This window comes from Chryseobacterium wanjuense (genome assembly GCF_900111495.1).
GTDB classification, from domain to species: Bacteria; Bacteroidota; Bacteroidia; order Flavobacteriales; family Weeksellaceae; genus Chryseobacterium; species Chryseobacterium wanjuense.
In genome coordinates this window covers 1,605,831-1,625,190 of sequence record NZ_FOIU01000001.1, presented here as the reverse complement: position 1 = coordinate 1,625,190, position 19,360 = coordinate 1,605,831, and the positions used below count along the sequence as shown (strand labels likewise).

At 37.1% G+C, this 19,360-nt stretch carries 14 protein-coding genes; 9 read left to right on the top strand and 5 right to left on the bottom strand.

Annotated features, from left to right (window positions below; all coding sequences use genetic code 11):
* Positions 1 to 70: 70 nt before the first annotated feature.
* The 3 genes from BMX24_RS07450 to BMX24_RS07440 form a co-directional block, all read right to left on the bottom strand.
* Positions 71 to 1,249: an acyl-CoA dehydrogenase family protein gene (locus BMX24_RS07450; RefSeq protein WP_089791407.1), complete on the bottom strand. Its 1,179-nt coding sequence runs from the start codon at positions 1,247 to 1,249 to the stop codon at positions 71 to 73.
* Positions 1,250 to 1,370: 121 nt separating this feature from the next.
* Entirely contained in the window at positions 1,371 to 2,159 is a 789-nt protein-coding gene (locus BMX24_RS07445; RefSeq protein WP_089792809.1) for an NUDIX hydrolase, read from the bottom strand.
* Positions 2,160 to 2,175: 16 nt separating this feature from the next.
* Entirely contained in the window at positions 2,176 to 3,369 is a 1,194-nt protein-coding gene (locus BMX24_RS07440) for an MFS transporter (RefSeq protein WP_228404717.1), read from the bottom strand.
* A gap of 177 nt (positions 3,370 to 3,546) precedes the next feature.
* On the opposite strand from BMX24_RS07440, the gene BMX24_RS07435 reads away from it, so the two are divergent.
* The 7 genes from BMX24_RS07435 (at position 3,547) to BMX24_RS07405 (ending at position 15,431) form a co-directional block, all read left to right on the top strand.
* Complete coding sequence (locus BMX24_RS07435; protein WP_089791405.1) at positions 3,547 to 6,447, top strand: SusC/RagA family TonB-linked outer membrane protein; 2,901 nt, start codon at positions 3,547 to 3,549, stop codon at positions 6,445 to 6,447.
* Between the two features lie 11 nt (positions 6,448 to 6,458).
* The gene (locus tag BMX24_RS07430) at positions 6,459 to 7,979 is read left to right on the top strand and encodes a RagB/SusD family nutrient uptake outer membrane protein (RefSeq protein ID WP_089791404.1); all 1,521 of its coding nucleotides are present in this window, start codon (positions 6,459 to 6,461) and stop codon (positions 7,977 to 7,979) included.
* Positions 7,980 to 7,989: 10 nt separating this feature from the next.
* Positions 7,990 to 8,844 (top strand): hypothetical protein, encoded by an 855-nt coding sequence (locus tag BMX24_RS07425; protein ID WP_089791403.1) that lies wholly within the window; start codon positions 7,990 to 7,992, stop codon positions 8,842 to 8,844.
* Positions 8,845 to 8,863: 19 nt separating this feature from the next.
* Positions 8,864 to 10,327: a glycoside hydrolase family 30 protein gene (locus BMX24_RS07420; protein WP_089791402.1), complete on the top strand. Its 1,464-nt coding sequence runs from the start codon at positions 8,864 to 8,866 to the stop codon at positions 10,325 to 10,327.
* A 161-nt stretch (positions 10,328 to 10,488) separates the two neighbouring features.
* Positions 10,489 to 12,711 carry a glycoside hydrolase family 3 N-terminal domain-containing protein gene (locus BMX24_RS07415; protein WP_089791401.1) on the top strand — a complete coding sequence of 741 codons (2,223 nt, stop codon included), beginning with the start codon at positions 10,489 to 10,491 and terminating at the stop codon, positions 12,709 to 12,711.
* A 379-nt stretch (positions 12,712 to 13,090) separates the two neighbouring features.
* Complete coding sequence (locus tag BMX24_RS07410; protein WP_089791400.1) at positions 13,091 to 13,894, top strand: glycoside hydrolase family 16 protein; 804 nt, start codon at positions 13,091 to 13,093, stop codon at positions 13,892 to 13,894.
* A 97-nt stretch (positions 13,895 to 13,991) separates the two neighbouring features.
* Entirely contained in the window at positions 13,992 to 15,431 is a 1,440-nt protein-coding gene (locus BMX24_RS07405; protein WP_089791399.1) for a glycoside hydrolase family 30 protein, read from the top strand.
* Positions 15,432 to 15,553: 122 nt separating this feature from the next.
* Here the strand turns inward: BMX24_RS07405 and BMX24_RS07400 are convergent, their stop codons facing one another.
* Together BMX24_RS07400 and BMX24_RS07395 are read right to left on the bottom strand one after the other, a co-directional pair.
* Positions 15,554 to 16,363 carry an enoyl-ACP reductase FabI gene (locus BMX24_RS07400; protein ID WP_089791398.1) on the bottom strand — a complete coding sequence of 270 codons (810 nt, stop codon included), beginning with the start codon at positions 16,361 to 16,363 and terminating at the stop codon, positions 15,554 to 15,556.
* A gap of 120 nt (positions 16,364 to 16,483) precedes the next feature.
* Entirely contained in the window at positions 16,484 to 16,783 is a 300-nt protein-coding gene (locus tag BMX24_RS07395) for a hypothetical protein (protein WP_089791397.1), read from the bottom strand.
* Positions 16,784 to 17,106: 323 nt separating this feature from the next.
* On the opposite strand from BMX24_RS07395, the gene BMX24_RS07390 reads away from it, so the two are divergent.
* Both BMX24_RS07390 and BMX24_RS07385 read left to right on the top strand, forming a co-directional pair.
* Positions 17,107 to 17,661 carry a DNA-3-methyladenine glycosylase I gene (locus tag BMX24_RS07390; protein ID WP_089791396.1) on the top strand — a complete coding sequence of 185 codons (555 nt, stop codon included), beginning with the start codon at positions 17,107 to 17,109 and terminating at the stop codon, positions 17,659 to 17,661.
* Positions 17,662 to 17,933: 272 nt separating this feature from the next.
* Positions 17,934 to 19,307 carry a hypothetical protein gene (locus BMX24_RS07385; protein WP_089791395.1) on the top strand — a complete coding sequence of 458 codons (1,374 nt, stop codon included), beginning with the start codon at positions 17,934 to 17,936 and terminating at the stop codon, positions 19,305 to 19,307.
* Positions 19,308 to 19,360 lie beyond the last annotated feature (53 nt).

The following is a 19,360-nucleotide window of genomic DNA, read 5'->3' as shown; positions in this document are numbered from 1 at the left end:
ATTTGAATATGAATAAAATAAAAGAGCTTAGCAATCACGCCAAGCTCTTTTTTATTGTTATTTTTTAAGCTTAAAAAGCATTAATTCCGGTAATATCCATCCCTGTAATCAATAAGTGAACATCATGAGTTCCTTCGTAAGTGATCACAGATTCCAGATTGGCAGCATGCCTCATCATCGGGAATTCGCCCATAATACCCATTCCTCCAAGGATCTGACGGGATTCTCTTGCAATATCAATAGCCATTTTTACATTGTTTCTTTTCGCCATTGAAATTTGGGCAGGAGTTGCTTTATGGTCGTTTTTAAGATTTCCTAGCTGCAGGCAAAGTAACTGAGCCTTAGTAATTTCAGTTAAGAATTCTGCTAATTTTTTCTGTTGAAGCTGGTAAGATCCGATAGGTTTTCCAAACTGTTTTCTTTCTTTAGAATACTGAACGGCAGTACAGTAGCAATCGATCGCTGCACCGATTACACCCCAAGAAATCCCATATCTCGCTGAATTTAAACAAGATAAAGGTCCTTTCAATCCTGAAACTCCCGGAAGTAAATTTTCTTTCGGAACTTTTACATTGTTGAACACCAATTCTCCTGTTTTTGAAGCTCTTAAGCTCCATTTATTGTGCGTTTCCGGTGTTGTGAAACCTTCCATACCTCTTTCCACGATCAGTCCCTGCACTTTTCCTTCTTCATTTTTCGCCCAAACTACGGCAATATCGCAAAGTGGGGAATTGGTGATCCACATTTTGGCACCATTTAGAAGATAATGATCTCCCATATCTTTAAAATTAGACTCCATAGAACCCGGATCTGAACCGTGATTAGGCTCCGTAAGACCGAACGAACCGATCATTTCGCCGGACGCCAATTTTGGTAAATATTTTCTTTTTTGCTCTTCAGAACCAAATTCATTAATAGGGAACATCACCAAAGAACTCTGTACAGAAGCCGCAGAACGTACCGCAGAGTCACCTCTTTCCAGCTCCTGCATAATCAGACCGTAAGAAATCTGGTCTAATCCTGAACCGCCGTACTCAACCGGGATATACGGACCTAAAGCTCCGATTTTTCCCAATTCTCTCATTAAACCAGGCAAATCTGTATGATTCTGTGCTGCCTGATCGATCTTTGGCATGACAAAACTCTCCACCCATTCTCTTATGGACTGACGGATAAGCTTGTGTTCTTCGGTAAGTAAAGCATCAATCCCGTAGTAATCGGGAATGCTAGTAAGGGAATAATATGACATTGTAATTTAATTTTCCTAAAAGTAACACTTTTCAGTATTTCAGAGAAATTTTTTTTGAATGTCTTTTTTTAATTGATTTTTAATAGTTTAAATTAAAATTTTAAACAAAATAAGAGAAAAATTAATTTTCTTCTTCGTTTGAAATAGGGTACTGGTTGGTAGGATTGTAAATTCTGTTTTTGAACTTATACAAATACGGAGCTTTGTTGGCAGAGCCGTCGTACAACTTTTCAAGTCTTTCCAAAATATTTAAACTCAATATTTTACGTTGAAAATTATTTCTCCTGAACTGTTGCCCCAAAATAGTTTCATAAAGCGACTGAAGGTCTTTCATAGTAAATTTTTCAGGAAGGAGATTACTCGCGGCCACTTCCGTATTGATGTTCATTCTCAGATATTCCAGTCCGGTTTCTATAATTCTGTCGTGGTCGAAGGCCATTTTCGGAAGTTTATTGACCTCAAACCATTCGCAAGTTTCGTTGAAAGCGTCCGGAAAAGTATTTGCAATCGAAAAATCGATCAAACTGCAATATCCGACCGTGATGAATCGTTGGAAAATCCAGTGATCTTTTGGAACTTCAATTCCTTTATTATTTAACAAAATTTGATGAACATTATTCTCCGTTCTGTCAATTCTGCCGAATGTATGGAATTGTTTTAAAAAAATATCTTTAAGATGTGTTCTTTCATGCAAAACACGTGCAGCGGCTTCCCTAAGATCTTCATCATTGAAGACAAAACCGCCGGGAAGTGACCACAAATCCAGGTCATGGTACTTTAAAAGCAGTACTTTCAGGATATTATTATGAAAACCAAATATGGTACAATCGACAGAGACATGTGCTACAAAGTCTTTTGTATCAATGAGTTCCTGAAGGGTTTCTTTATTTTTTTCGTTCTTGATTTTCATGGGAGTAAAAATAAAATTATTTTCTAAATGTTTTATCAGCAAGTTTAAAATAAATTAAACTTATCGTAAATAACACAATTACAGCGAGTAAAATATAAACAGAATAATAGCTTAGCAATTGGTTTCCGAACAAAATCGACATGATAATCGAACTGACAGAGCTTCCCAACGACGAAAATATGACGATTAACGACGTGAAAAGATTGGCTTTCGTTTTATCAATCTGAGCAATCATTTTTGAATTAATAACAGGATAAAGTGGAGATAAAAACAATCCGATCACAGGAAATAAATAGAGTAGGATTTTTGAGTTATCCATGTCTAAAAACTGTATTCCGGCAATAATGATCAATACGAAAATGATAAGTGACAGACATAAAATATAATATTTCGACAAAGAAAACCGCTGAATGATATTGGCAGTCACCGTTCTTCCTATGTATGAGAAAAGCGCTAGAAATGACGATGCCTGAAGAGCAAAAAAAGAATTGACCTTTAAATGATTTTTATAAAAAGAAGGCAGCCAGGAATTAAAACTCTGCTCTACAAAAACAATTGAAAAAATAACGGCTAAGAATATGATAACCAATGGGTTGATAAAGCCTGAAAGATCTTCAATGATGTTTACTTTTTCTTCCTTTATCGGTTCTGAAATATTTAACCTGGAAAATAAAAATATGGTTATTGCTGAAAGAACAGAAATTGATAAAAATCCGAATTTCCAGAATTGAGAATACTGGCTGGAAATAAGCCATCCAAAACCTGTATTCACAACAAAAATACCGATCATGAATGAAGCTTCTACATTATTCATGGTCTTTGCAAGGGATTTTTCATCCGAAATATTATTCCGTATAATTCCGAAAACGCAGATTTTTCCGATGGCAAAACAAGTTCCGATAATCGCAAACCAAAGTTTGTAAAACCAAAATACCTCAACAAATGGTAAAATAAGTGAACAAATGCCAACAATTGTTAACGCCAGAATCAGTGCTTTTTTTGCCCCGATCTTACTGATAAAATTAACGACAAAAAGTGAAATAAAAGCAATTGGAATATCCTTAAAAGATTCTAAAAATCCTAATTTTTCATAGGTGATTTTTGCCTCCGAAAGTTGCAGAATTACAATACCCATGCAGTTTAAGACCATAGAGAAAATAAGAAAAGTGAGCTTTAAAGGAAGCGAAATATTGTAATGCTTGGTCGTCATTTTGGGGATTGTTTTTAATGAATTTTAAGAAAAATTTACGGTTTAAGAGATAAAATTTATGCCTTTGAAGTCCCAAAAATAAACGAAATATTAAAATATTTATTAATAAAATGTTAATTATTTAAAAAAAAATATATTTTTATTGTCTCAATTTGAGAATTAAAAAACTAACTGTATATGAATGTAAAAATATCTAGAAGTTTGGGAATGGTTGCAGTGCTTTATTTTACTGCGAATTTCAATGCCCAAAACACAACGAAGGATACTGTTTCCAAAGAGACGAAAATCGAGGAAGTAGTAATGATCGGTTATGGTACTCAAAAGAAGAGTAATGTAACGGGAGCGATCTCAAGTATTAAAGCCAGCGATATAGAAAACATTCCGGCGGGTAAACCGGAACAGGTATTGCAAGGTAGAGCAGCAGGAGTAAATGTGATCACCAATTCCGGACAGCCTGGTTCTTCGGCTACAATTCGGGTAAGAGGTATCACCAGTTATTATTCCAATAACGACCCTTTATGGGTAGTGGACGGAATTGTAGTGGATGGTATCGGATGGCTAAACCAGTCGGATATAGAAAGTATAGAAGTATTGAAAGATGGTGCTTCTTCTGCAATCTACGGTGTTTCCGCAGCAAGAGGGGTAATCTTGGTAACCACTAAAAAAGGAAAAAAGGGAAGACTTAATTTGTCTTACAATGGATCTTACGGTACGGCAAGAGCTTCAAGAAAATTAGACCTTTTGGACGCAACTCAATATGCAACAATCCTAAACGAGGCTTATGTAAACGGGGGGCAAAATCCTGTTTTCCAAAACCCGCAATCTTTAGGAAAGGGAACTGATTGGCAGGATGTAATCTTCGGAACGGGAGAAAGATCCAATCATGAAATCAGTATCAGTGGAGGAAATGAAAAATCTACTTTCTACGGATCTTTTGGATATTTTGACCAGACGGGGATTGTAATGAGTGATATTTCTTATTACAAAAGATTAACAGGACGTTTAAACTCAACACACAAACTAACGGATTGGTTAACAGTAGGCCAGACTTTTGCTTATACTCATACAAAATCTCAGGGAATCAACTCCAATGGGGAATTCGGAGGACCGTTAAGTTCTGCGGTGAATCTTGATCCTACAACGCCTATAGTGGTTACAGATCCGGCCTTAGCTAATTCTAGCACATACTCAAATCCTAATATCGTAAGAGATCCTTATGGAAATCCATATGGTATTTCTACATTGGTTGGTCAGGAAATGTCAAACCCAATGGCTTTTAGATATACACAACTAGGAAATTCTGGATGGTCTGATGATTTTATCGCTAATATTTTTGCAGAAGTAAAATTTTTAAAAGATTTTACATTTAAATCTTCAATCAACGGTAAAAAATCATATTGGGGAAATCAGAGTTTTACACCACTTTTTTATCTGAATCCAAACTACAGTAACTTAAATTTTAACAGCTTAAGCAGAACGACACAACAAAAACTGGAGTGGAGTTTAGAAAATACAATCAACTGGCAGAAGAAATTTGGAGAACATAGTTTAAACATCTTAGCTGGTACGGGTTATTATGAATATAACATCGGCTTCGGACAAACGGTAACACATACCAATCTGCCAATCAGCAACTATCAGGACGCTTCTTTCAACTATTTTATTCCACAGGATCAAAAGAATTTAAATGCCTGGGATTATGTAAATACTCATAAAGCATCTTATTTCGGAAGAGTTGTTTACGACTATGCCAACAAATATTTATTTACAGGAACAATCAGACGTGACGGATCATCAAAGTTTCCTAATGCAAACCATTGGGGTACTTTCCCAGCATTTTCTGTGGGATGGAATGTGGATAAGGAAAATTTCTGGCCGGAAAATAAAATCATTAATACTTTAAAACTTCGCGGAGGATACGGAGTATTAGGAAATGATGGTATCGGAGATTTCCTATTTGCAAGTTTCTATGTACCGGGTGCCAATTATACAAACGGAAGTAACGTGATTATGCCTGGATATATTCCTAACACATTAGCGAATCCGGATTTGAAATGGGAATCAACTTCCCAGCTAAACGTTGCAGCAGACATCAGATTCCTGAATAATTTTAACTTAACTGTTGATTATTACAAAAAGAAAACTTCAGATATCTTAAGACAAATACAGATTCCAGGATATGTCGGGGTAACGGTAGCTCCAACGGCAAATATAGGAGATATGGAAAATGAAGGGGTAGAAGTAGAATTAGGTTACAAGAAAAGCTGGACGGATTTTGGAGTTTCTGTAAATGGAAATTTTGCTTATCTTAAAAATACCGTTACAAGTCTTGAGCGTGGACGTGATTATTTGGACGGACCAGGCTTCCAGTCTATGGGACCGGTTTCAAGAATTCAGGTGGGAGAATCTTACGGATCTTTCTATGGATATAAAACGTTAGGTATTTTCCAAAATCAAGAGCAGGTAAATGCATATAGAAATGCAAACGGACAAATGATCCTTCCAGATGCAAAACCGGGAGATTTTATTTGGCAGGATACAAACGGAGACGGAAAAATCAGTGATGCAGATAAGGTGAATCTTGGAAACTCTGTACCAAAATATACTTTTGGATTGACAGTGAATTTAAATTACAAAAACTGGGATTTGATGGTTTTTGCTCAAGGGCAGGCAGGAAACAAAATTTTCCAAGGTCTTAGACGTCTTGATATTCTGAATGCCAACTATCAGACAGCTATTCTTGATCGTTGGACAGGCGAAGGTACTTCCAATACAACTCCAAGAGTAACTACTAATGATACCAACCACAATTACACATGGATGTCAGATTATTATTTACAAAAAGGGGATTATGTGAGAGTTAAATTAGTTCAGTTAGGCTACACACTTCCACAAACAATGACACAAAATTTTGGAGTAAGTAAAGTACGTTTTTATGTAACAGGTGAAAATCTTTTCACATTTACAAAATATACAGGTTACGATCCTGAAATTGCTGCAGGAGACAGCTTCGGTATCGACAGAGCCTATTATCCACAAGCTAAAACTTTCCTTTTTGGAGCTAACGTTACATTCTAATAAGATTAAAAATGAAAAATAAAATAATTAAAATAAGTATAGCCGCATCATTATTATTAGGTACAGGATTAATTAGTATTGCCTGTAATACTGATAATCTTGAAGACGTAAAAAATCTTGGAGCATTCGATACAAACAATTTCTTCAGAAATGAGCAGGAATGTTTCTTTGCCCTTGTTGGAACTTACGACCCGTTGAGAAAATATGCAGGAGGTTTTGAAAATATGGTTACTTTTTTCAATGCAGGATCGGATGATTTCTATGCAGGAGGAGGAAGCGCAACAGATGGTGCCGGAATTCAGGGGTTGTCAAATTATCAGCTAAACCCCAACACAATGCCTGCGAGCTATTGGAGAGATTATTACCAAGGAATTTCCAGAGCTAATATTTTGATAGAAAAAATCCCTCAGGCAAGTATGAGTGATGCTATAAAAAACAGGTTCACGGGAGAAGCTAAAACTTTAAGAGCTTTATATTATTTTGAGTTATTGAGAATGTTTGGAAATATTCCTTTAATTCTCAAAGAAATCAAAGCAACAGATGATTACTACAACATTCCACAGGCTACAAAAACTGAAGTATATACTCAGATAGAAGCCGACTTATTGGATGCAATTCCGAAACTTCCAATGACAGTTTCAGGAGACCAAAAAGGGAGATTAACTCAGGGGGCTGCTAAAGCATTGCTTGGTAAAGTTTATTTATATGAAAATAAAAAAGCTGAAGCTGCGGCACAATTTGCTGATGTAAACGGAACTCCTGGAGGAACCAGCCAATACGGATATAAGCTTGTAAGTGATTTTGCAAGTCTTTGGGTTACTGATAACAAATTCACTACAGAATCAATTATTGAAGTAATGCATACCAATAAAGGAAATTCTGACTGGAGTTTCTGGGGACAGGGTAATGATGAAGGAAATTCTATTAATATCATGGTTGCTCCAAGAGGATATAGCAAAAAAACAGATGATGCACCGGATGTTGTTGCAGGTTGGGCATTTAATCCTGTGACAACAGATCTTTATAATTTTATGCAGGGAGATCCAAGGATGGATGCTACAATTTTAAATGTAAAAGTCCTTAAACAGCAAAATAAAGCAGACTATTCACCTGCTTATATGGATTCAGGATATTTCCTGAATAAATACATGCCAACAAAAGATGAAGTAACAACGTTACCGGGAGCCTCAGAATTAAATTACCGTCAAAATTATATCTACATAAGACTGGCAGACACCTATTTAATGGAAGCAGAAGCATTGAACGGTACAGGATCAAGAGCTCAGGCGTTGCTGGATGCAGTAAGAACCAGAGTGGGATTAGCGTCTATACCGGTTTCTATGCAGGCCATCAAAGATGAAAGAAGAAGAGAACTGGCAGGAGAAGGACACAGATGGTTTGACCTTGTAAGATGGGGAGAAGCTCCTGCAAAATTAGGATCAAGAGGCTTCATTGCAGGGAAGAACGAGATTTTACCAATTCCTTACACAGAGCTTACAGGAACAATTCTTAAACAAAATCCTAACTATTAATTAAATAAAAATGATAACTAAATATATTAATAAAACGCTTCTACTAGGTGCTTCAGTTTTCTTTTTGGCAAGCTGTACTCCTGATACCGTTGACGGAGATGGAAACGGTCTTTCTCAAGACGCTGTAGACGGTTCTTTTAAAGTAGCTAAAACAGCAGAAAACAGATATAGATTAACGACAAATGCCAACAATTATATTACCACAAAATGGAATATCGATGACGAAGGCTTTAATATCGGAAAAAACATCCAGGATATTTTCCTTCCGGACAAAGGAACTTATATCATTGAACATCAAGCTATCGGTAAAGGTGGTGTTGTAGCGGGTACAGGAACGGAAACAATTACTGTTCCTACAGATGATCCTGTGGCGGGAAATATTATTCAGGGAGGAAGATTTGATTCTGCGGATGATATTGCTAAGTGGACTATCCATACCATCAGTCCTTCTGGTGCACAATGGGTTTTTGCTAATGGCAAAGCTACGATTGTTGCATCTGGCAGCAATCAACAGGCTATTTATCAGGCAGTAAACGTTGTTGCGGGACAAAAATATGCTATCGATATGGTAGCATCGTCAGATACAGCTTTGGAAGATACATGGTTTGAAGTTTACATGCTAAACAGTATTCCGGTTTCAGGACAGGACGTAAGTGGAGCTGTTTACAGAAACATCAACACGTGGGACGGATGTGGAAAATCTGCTTTTAAAGGAAGAGTTTCTACAATTGGATGTAACGGAGATAAAAATGGAGGTATCTACACGGCAACTACCACAGGAACTGTTTATCTAGTAATAAAATGCGGAGGAAAGACAGTTAACAGCTTAAGTATTGATAAAGTTGAGCTGAGAAGAACACAATAATTTTCTTATAAAATTTAATATGATATCACAATATTCATATAGTTTCGTACTTAGAGGTGCTGCACTTTGCGGTGTAGCACTTCTTTCTTTTTTTAACTGTAGCAGTACATCTTCGGATTTAGCCAATGGCGATTCGGGGAACAACGGAGGCGGAAATACTTCCGGAGATCCGGTACAGGTATGGTTAACGAAAGGAGATCAGTCAGTGAAACTACAACAGCAGAGTACAGTCTATTTTTCAGGAACATCGAGTACAGGAACGACGATCGAGGTAGATGCTTCACAGGTTTTCCAGAATATTGATGGTTTCGGATATACGCTTACCGGAGGAAGTGTTCAGGTGATCAACCAGCTGAATGCAGCCAAGAAACAGGAATTACTGAATGACTTATTCGGAAGTTCAGGAATTGGAGTTAATTATTTAAGAATCAGCATCGGAGCTTCAGATTTGAACAGCGAAGTATTTTCTTATGACGATATGCCGGCCGGACAGACGGATCCTACGCTTGCTCAATTTAGCTTAACTAAAGATCAGGCCGTTATCCAGATGTTAAAAGATATTTTAATTATTAATCCTAATATTAAAATCTTGGCAACACCCTGGTCACCACCGGTTTGGATGAAAGACAACGGAAGCAGCATCGGAGGAAGCTTAAAACCTGAATTTTATGGAGTCTATGCTCAATATTTTGTAAAATATATTCAGGCAATGCAGGCGCAGGGAATTAAAATCGATGCCATCACTCCTCAAAACGAACCTTTACATCCCGGAAATAATCCGAGTATGTATATGACTGCGACAGATCAGGCTACTTTTATTAAAACTCATTTAGGTCCTGCTTTCCAGGCGGCTAATATTACTACTAAAATCATTGCTTACGATCACAACTGCGACAATCCGGCTTATCCTTTGACGGTTTTAAATGATTCAGCGGCAAATCCCTATGTTGACGGATCGGCTTTCCATTTGTACGCGGGAGATATTTCGGCTTTAAGTACGGTTCATAATTTATTCCCGAATAAAAACGTCTATTTTACAGAACAATGGACGAGTTCTACAGGAAATTTCGGGGGAGATTTGGATTGGCACGTTAAAAATGTTATTATTGGATCCATGAGAAACTGGAGCAAGACAGCATTGGAGTGGAATGTAGCAAATGACGCATCTTTCGGACCTCATACACCGGGCGGTTGTACCCAATGTAAGGGTGCGGTGACGATTACCGGCGGTTCAGGTTATGAAAAAAATGTGGCGTATTATATTATTGCCCATGCTTCAAAATTCGTTCCTGTAAATTCTCAGAGAATCGCTTCTACGCAGAGCGATAACCTTTCAACGGTAGCGTTTAAAACTCCGGCTGGGAAAACAGTTTTGATCGTTCAGAACGGCAACTCTACCGATAAAGCGTTTTCGATTAAATATAATCAAAAAACGGCTCCTGTAACAATTTCAGGAAGCTCAACAGCGACATATATTTTTTAAAGTAAAGAATCAATTGTATGGTTTGAAAAGTCTTAGTGTTCTTAGTTAAGTAAAACGCCTTTGCGAACTTAAAAATAGACAGTATTAATTTCAAAAAAACTTTGCGGACTTTGCGTTAAAAATAATTTGATAAACGACAGAAAATAGAAAATTAAAGTAAAATGAAGAGAGTTTATTTCTTATTGGCAATTACAGCATTTGGGATGAATGCGTTTGGGCAAAAGACAATCGACCAGAAAGTTTCTGAGTTGTTGTCGAAAATGACGTTAGAAGAAAAAGTAGGGCAGTTGGTTCAATACAGCGGTTTTGAATATGCAACGGGGCCTCAAAATTCCAATTCTGCAACTGTTTTAAATGAAATAAAACAAGGCAAAGTCGGTTCCATGCTCAATGTAGCGGGAGCAGAGGAAACCAGAAAGTTTCAGGAATTAGCTTTAAAATCAAGGTTAAGAATTCCATTATTGTTCGGCCAGGACGTGATTCACGGGTACAGAACAACATTTCCGGTAAACTTAGGTCAGGCGGCGAGCTGGGATTTAGGATTAATCGAAAAATCCGAAAGAATTGCAGCAACAGAAGCATCGGCTTACGGAATTCACTGGACGTTTGCACCGATGGTCGACATCGCGAGAGATCCGAGATGGGGAAGAGTGATGGAAGGTTCGGGCGAGGACACTTATCTGGGAACACAGATCGGTTTGGCAAGAATCAGAGGCTTTCAGGGAAAAGGTTTGGGAAATCTTGATGCAATTATGGCTTGTGCAAAGCATTTTGCAGCGTATGGAGCGGCAGTTGGCGGAAGAGATTACAATTCCGTTGATATGAGTTTAAGACAATTGAACGAAACCTATTTGCCACCTTTCAAAGCGGCTGCAGAAGCAGGAGTTGCTACTTTTATGAATTCTTTTAATGATATTAATGGAGTTCCGGCAACGGCTAACAAATACATTTTAAGAGATTTATTAAAAGGAAAATGGAACTACAAAGGTTTTGTTGTTTCCGACTGGGGAAGCATCGGCGAAATGGTTCCTCACGGTTATGCCAAAGACAATAAAGATGCAGCGGAAAAAGCGATCAATGCAGGAAGTGATATGGATATGGAAAGCCGCGCTTACATGGCTGAACTTCCAAAATTGGTTCAGGAAGGAAAGGTTGACCCGAAGTTGATTGATGATGCAGCGAGAAGAATTTTGGTTAAAAAATTTGAAATGGGATTATTCGATGATCCTTACAGATTCAGCAGCGAGAAAAGGCAGAAAGAACAGTTAAACAATCAGGAACACAGAAAATTCGGAAGAGAATTTGGTTCGAAAAGTATTGTTTTGCTTAAAAATCAGAAGAATATTTTACCTCTTTCAAGATCAACGAAAACAGTTGCTCTGATCGGTCCTTTCGCGAAAGAAACTTCTGCCAATCACGGATTTTGGTCGATTGCTTTTAAAGATGATAATCAAAGAATCGTAACGCAGTTTGACGGAATTAAAAATCAGTTAGACAAAAACTCAACTTTACTCTACGCAAAAGGTGCCAATGTTGATGATCAGGACAAATCGATGTTTGCAGAAGCGGTGGAAACAGCGAAAAAAGCAGACGTTGTGATCATGACTTTGGGTGAAGGTCACGCCATGAGTGGTGAAGCGAAAAGCAGAAGCAATCTGCATTTCACGGGCGTTCAGGAAGATTTATTAAAAGAAATTGCAAAAACCGGAAAGCCGATTGTATTGATGATCAATGCAGGAAGACCTTTGGTTTTTGATTGGGCAGCAGACAATATTCCGGCGATCATGTATACTTGGTGGCTGGGAACGGAAGCCGGAAATTCTATCGCAGATGTACTTTTCGGAACGGTAAATCCAGGTGGAAAACTTCCCATGACTTTCCCAAGAACGGAAGGGCAGGTTCCAATTTATTATAATCATTACAATACAGGAAGACCCGCGAAAAACAACACCGACAGAAACTATGTTTCAGCGTACATCGACCTGGATAATGACCCGAAATTTCCGTTTGGTTTTGGTTTAAGTTATACTCAATTTAAATATTCTGATATGATTTTAAGCTCAACCAATCTTAAAGGAAATCAGACCTTAAATATCAGTGTCAATGTTTCCAACACCGGAAATTATGACGGGGAAGAAGTAGTACAATTGTACATCAGAGATTTGTTCGGAAAAGTGGTAAGACCTGTAAAAGAGCTGAAAGGCTTCCAAAAAGTGTTCATCAAAAAAGGAGAAAGTAAAACGGTAAACTTTACATTAACTCCGGAAAATCTGAAATTCTATGATGATCAACTGAATTACGATTGGGAAAGCGGCGACTTCGACATTATGATCGGAACCGATTCTCAAAATGTTCAGACAAAAAGAATTAACTGGTCAAAATAAATATTAGTTTACTTACTAGAAGCGGGATGAAACCCGCTTTTGGTAGTAAAAGACTAAAGGTTTTTAATAAAATATTATAAACAGTGTTTTTGTCATTCTGAAAGAATCTAAATAATCTTTGTAGAGATGCTTCCAGTATGACAAACTTTGAAAATAAATTAAACTTAATTGAAGAATCTTTAACGCAAAGATTTATTTAAAAGGATTATTGATTGTAAGGAGGCAAAGAAAATCAACAAAGTTGATTAGTTGAAGTGTATGTTTTATAGTTATGCTTATTCAGCGACTTGTCGCAGCTCTTTGCTCACTCAACATTATAAATATTTAAACAAAAACTTTGCGTTAAAAAACAGCATCATCAAACTCAAAACCCTAATAAATGAAACTTCAAGCCATCATCACCATTTTAATCGGAGGAACATTACTTTTTTCTGTTTCAAACTGTGCTTCAAACAAACCTGATTCCAACAGGAAACTGATCTGGAGCGATGAGTTTAACGGAAAAGGATTGCCCGATTCTACAAAGTGGAACTACGATGTGGGAGGAAGCGGTTTTGGAAATGAAGAAGCTCAGTTTTATACCAAAGATAGGTTAGAAAATGCAAGGCTGGAGAAAGGAAATCTTGTCATTGAAGCCAGAAGAGAAGATTGGGAAAATAAGAAATATACTTCTGCAAGACTTTTAACGAAAGGTAAATTTTCCTTTCAGTACGGAACGGTTGAAGTTCGTGCAAAACTTCCGAAAGGTCGCGGAACCTGGCCTGCCATCTGGATGATGAGCGAAAATATGAAAAAATGGCCGGACGACGGTGAGCTGGATATCATGGAACATGTGGGCTTTAATCAAGGCTATATTCATGCTTCGGTTCATACAAAAAAATACAATCACATCATCGGAACACAGAAAACCGATACTTTGATCGTGAAAGATGCAAGTGAGAAATTCCACGTCTATAAAGCAGATTGGACACCTGAGAAAATTGATGTGTATATCGATGATCAAAAGTTTTTCACTTATGAAAATAAAGAAAAGACGTACGAAGCATGGCCTTTTGATCAACCGTATTTTATCATTTTAAATCTAGCTGTCGGTGGATTTTGGGGCGGAAAAGAAGGAATAGATGATACGATCTTTCCTCAAAAATATGAGATAGATTATGTAAGAGTTTATCAAAATAAATAATGGGCGTTGTGAAAATTCCCCTCCTTTGGAGGGGTGGCGAAAATTCGAAGAATTTTTGACGGGGTGGTTTAATAAAGAAAAATAGAAAGAAGAAATTATGAAGAAACTAATCGTAAGTTGTTTTGTTATCGGGATGGCTTTTAATGCCAACGCACAAAATTACTGGAAAAAAAACGCAGGAAAAACAGCGAAAGTCATTCTTACCAATTCGAAAACCAACGAAAAAATGGTAGATAAAGGAATGGTAAAATTCGAAAAAATGGATCAACCTAAAGAAGTTGATGCGTGTATTTTTGTGGATCCTGATTTTAAATATCAAAAATTAATCGGAATCGGAGGTGCGATCACGGATGCTTCCGCCGAAACTTTTTATAAACTTCCTAAAAATAAGCAGAAGGAAATTATCGAAGCGTATTACGGGAAAAACGGGTTGGGATACACGGTCGTCCGTACCAATATGAACTCATGTGATTTCTCAAGCGATTCTTATACCTATGTTCAGGAAAATGATAATTCATTAAAATCATTCAACGTTGCGCATGATGAAAAGTATAAAATTCCGATGATTAAAGAAGCTCAAAAGGCGATCGGAAAAGATTTCACTTTTTATTTTTCTCCGTGGAGTCCGCCAGCATGGATGAAATCGAATAAAAATATGCTGAAAGGAGGAAGACTGGAAAATGCTTTTTATCAGACCTGGGCAGATTATTATATTAAATTCATTAAAGAATACGAAAAAAGAGGAATTAATATTTGGGGACTGACGGTTCAGAACGAGCCAATGGCCACACAAACCTGGGAATCTTGTATTTATACTGCTGAAGAGGAAGGGGCTTTTCTTAAAAATAATTTAGGGCCAACCCTTTGGAAGAATGGTTTTAAAGATAAAAAAGTAATGATCTGGGATCACAACAGAGATTTGATTTATCAGAGAGCTACAACGACATTAAGCGATCCCGAAACTTCAAAATACGCTTCCGGAATCGGCTACCACTGGTACGAAACATGGAATAACAAAACCCAACTTTTTGATAATTTATCAGAAACCCAAAGAGCTTTTCCGGATAAGTTTTTGGCTTTCACGGAAGGTTGTAAAGAGCAGTTTGATATGACTAAAATTTATGACGTGAAGTTGGGCGAATTATACGGTAGAAATATGCTGAATGATTTCAACAAAGGAACCGCTTTATGGACAGACTGGAATGTTCTTCTCGATGAAACTGGCGGACCAAACCACGTCGGGAATTTCTGTTTTGCGCCTATCATTGCAGATACCAAAACAGGGGAAGTTCATTATACTTACGAATATTATTATGTAGGACACGTTTCGAAATTCATTAAACCGAATGCACAGAGAATCGGAACTTCATCCAACAGAGCGGCGCTTACTTCCACAACTTTCATGAATGAAAACGGACAATTGGTAACTGTCATCATGAATGATTCCGACAACGATATCGATGCCAATCTCTGGATCGAAGGAATGGCAGCCAAGCTTTCTGCTCCTGCACATTCTATCCAGACCGTAATTTTATAAGCTTCATATTAACATTATTTTTTAAGAATCGGCGGCATCGAAGATGCCGCCGATTTATTTTAAGCAAAAAAAACCGGAACAGAAAAACTGCTCCGGCCTATATATTATTTTTGTAAGAATAATTATTCAGTATCATATTTACTGATCACCTTCTGAGTAACCCCTGTACTGCTGAAACCTCCGTCGTGGAAAAGATTCTGCATCGTTACTTTTTTGGTAAGATCAGAGAATAACGTTACACAATAGTTTGCACAGTCAAGAGCTGTAGCATTTCCTAGCGGTGACATATCTTCTGCATATCCAAGGAAGCCTCCGAAACCTTTCACACCGCTTCCCGCAGTAGTAGGAGTAGGAGATTGTGAAACTGTATTCACACGTACTTTTCTTTCTCCCCAATAGTTTCCGAATGTTCTTGCAATACTTTCAAGATAAGCTTTATTGTCAGACATATCGTTGTAATCCGGGAATGTTCTTTGTGCTGCGATATAAGTAAGCGCCAAAATACTTCCCCATTCATTCATACAGTCTTTTTCCCAAGCCACACGCATTACTTTGTGGAAAGAAACAGAGGAAACATCCCAGCCTTTTTCCAACCAGTCGTAGTTCATTTCTGTATAATGTTTTCCCTTTCTTACGTTTACGGACATTCCGATAGAGTGAAGGATAAAGTCGATTTTACCAAATTTTGCAACAGCAGCGTCAAAAAGTTTTTCAAGATCTTCTATTGAAGTGGCATCTGCACCTACTATTTCGGAACCAGTTTTTTCTGCCAAAGCATTAAGTTCTCCCATTCTCATTGCGATAGGAGCATTAGACAAGATAAATTCAGCACCTTCTTCATGACATCTTTCTGCAACTTTCCATGCGATTGATTGTTCATTAAGGGCTCCAAATATAATTCCCTTTTTGCCTTTAAGTAAACCGTATGACATAATTTTTTAATGTTTATTAATATACAAATGTAGCAATAATTTGTGTTTATCACATAATAAAAAACGGAGCCTTATATAAAAGACTCCGTTTTTCTTGAAAATATTTATATGACTGAAATTTTAATTCGTTTTCTTGTTCCATTCTGCTTTTACATCTTCTGCTGCATCTTTCGTTTTCTCCCAGGCGTCGTTGGCTTTGTCTTTGATGTCTTCCCACGTTTCGGAAACATTAGCTTTTACCCTGTCGAGCCAGTCTTCCTGTTGCGCTTCCTCATCATTGTTTCTTTTTTCGTTGATGTAATCTCTGGCTTTGTCTGCCAAATCTTCAACTTTCCATTTTGCTTTATCTGCAGCATTTTGTAATGAGTTTTCGGTGTTGTTTACTGCATTTTCCGCTTTGTTGTATTCTGAATTATTCATAACATTAATATTTTTGTGTGTTGATATTCAATAAACAAGAACCATTCCTAAAAATTTCGGGACGTGTTAAACTTTTCATAAACTTTTGTTATACTTTTCTAAATCAGTTTATTTTTAACTTTGGTATATTTAATTATCAACTTTATATTAGTTTAAACTAAATCCTTCGACTGTTTTGCGCTCAGGATGACACTGGACAATTATGCAGTTGATTTATACTAATAATTTATAACAGATAGTATTAGAAGTGTCATCCTGAGCGCAAAACAGTCGAAGGATTGAGATGTATAAATTCAATAAAAATTAAATTAAAACCAAAAATCATGGAAAAAATACGCTGCGGCTGGTCCGAAAAAGACGATCTCTACAAAAAATATCATGATGAAGAGTGGGGGAAACCTGTCTACGATGATGAAACTATTTTCGAATTTTTAATTCTTGAAAGCTTTCAGGCGGGGCTGAGCTGGTACACTATTTTAAACAAAAGAGAAAATTTCAGAAAAGCTTTTGATCATTTTAATTATAAAAAAATTGCAAAATATTCTGAAGCAAAAATTGAAGAATTGATGCAAAATCCCGGCATTATCAGAAATCGCCTTAAAATTTTAGCCACCATAAACAATGCTCAAAAATTTATGGAAGTGCAGAAAGAATTCGGAAGTTTTTCAAAATATATCTGGGATTTTGTAGGTGGAAAGCCTGTTGACAATAAGCCGAAAACATTAAAAGATATTCCTGCAACTACCGAAATATCAGATTCTTTAGCAAAAGATTTGAAGAAAAGAGGATTCAAATTTATGGGTTCAACTGTCGTTTATGCGCACATGCAGGCGACGGGAATGGTCAATGATCATGTCGAAAATTGTTTCATCAGATAGTGATAAATTGTATTTTATTCAATTTTAGGTGATGTTTTTTAAAAAGTTTACAATATTAATCCACTCAATTTAGAATTAAAAATGGCTCCTGAAGTGCATTTAATCAATATTTAATATAGAATTAATTCTATGTTAACGTTCATTAAATGGTGATTAAATGCACATTTATTCACTAATTAGTGTTAATTTTAAAAAATTCACAAAAAAAGTACACTTTTATTAAAAATTCTTATATTTGCATCAGAAACTAATAATAAATTTTTATCCTAGGGATGCAAAAAAAATCAAAACTACAATTCGGACTTATCATTTTACTTTTAATTAATTTTAATTTTGTCTTTGCTCAAGTAGGGATAGGCACGCCTGATCCTGCGACTTCCGCGATGCTGGAAATTAATTCTAAAAATAAAGGAGTATTGTTTCCGAGCATTGCTTTGACATCAGTTACTGACAACGTAACAGTTCCGACACCGGCTAACGGCTTAATTGTTTGGAACAACGGACAAGGCGGATTGACAGATACAGGATTCTACTATTGGAATAACCTGAAATGGAATATGCTTTCTATCGCAAGTACAAATTCCGGAAACGGGATCAACGGAAGCTCTTCTGGCTGGAATACAACAGGAACAAACAGCGGAACTTACGCCGGAGCCAATACAACACTGGCTTTAGGAACAAATACTTTGGATGATCTTGTTTTTAAAGTAAATTCAAATATAATGGGAAGACTGGGAGTCTACAATTCCATAAGCTTCGGAGTGGGGGCCAATGCTTCTCAGAACGGTATAGCTTTAGGTACTTCAAGTACGGCTTACCAAGGGATTTCTATTGGGAATAATGCAAGTGTGACGGCTAATGAATCGGTTGGTTTGGGAGAATTGTCCAATGTTTCAGGATTTCGCTCGATTGCGTTGGGTTACAATGCAAAAGTAACGGTGAACGAATCTTCAGCAGTGGGAAACAATTCTACGGCTTCAGGATTTCAGTCGACGGCAGTAGGGTATAACGCCAAAACTACAGCCAACGAATCTTCAGCGTTGGGAAATAATTCTCTGGCAGCAGGTTTCCAGTCAATTGCTTTAGGATACAACGCTAAAACGAATGCGAATAGTGAAACAGCAATTGGTTACGGATCTTTAACCAACGGTCAGAATTCTACAGCTATCGGCTCAGGAGCTTCTGCAACAGGTCAAAATTCTACAGCGATCGGGTATAATGCAACTACTTCACAATATAATGCGATTGTTTTGGGAGACAGTAATGCCAATGTAGGAATAGGAACCAGCACACCGAATGTAAATACCAAGCTTGATGTGTACGGACAGTACAAATTGGGAGAAAGAGGAACGGTAAACAAAAACCAGATCAGTTTTGAAACTTGGCCGGGTGTATCGGTAAATAACCTGCCTTCCGGGAAATCTACAACGATGAATATCATAATTCCTCCGGCTTTGATTCCGACTTCTACAAGAGCAACGATTGTGGTAACACCGGCAGGAGATTTTGCAGGAAATGCTACGTTTTCAATTTCAAATCCGAGAATGACTTCTACGTCGAATATTACCATCAACCTTACCAATATTTCAGGAAATGCAGAAAGTCTGAACTCATCACATTTCTATGTAACGATCAATGAATTCTAAGGTTAGAAACATTATATAGGGGATTAAAAAAAGGATTTCAAAACTGTTGAAAT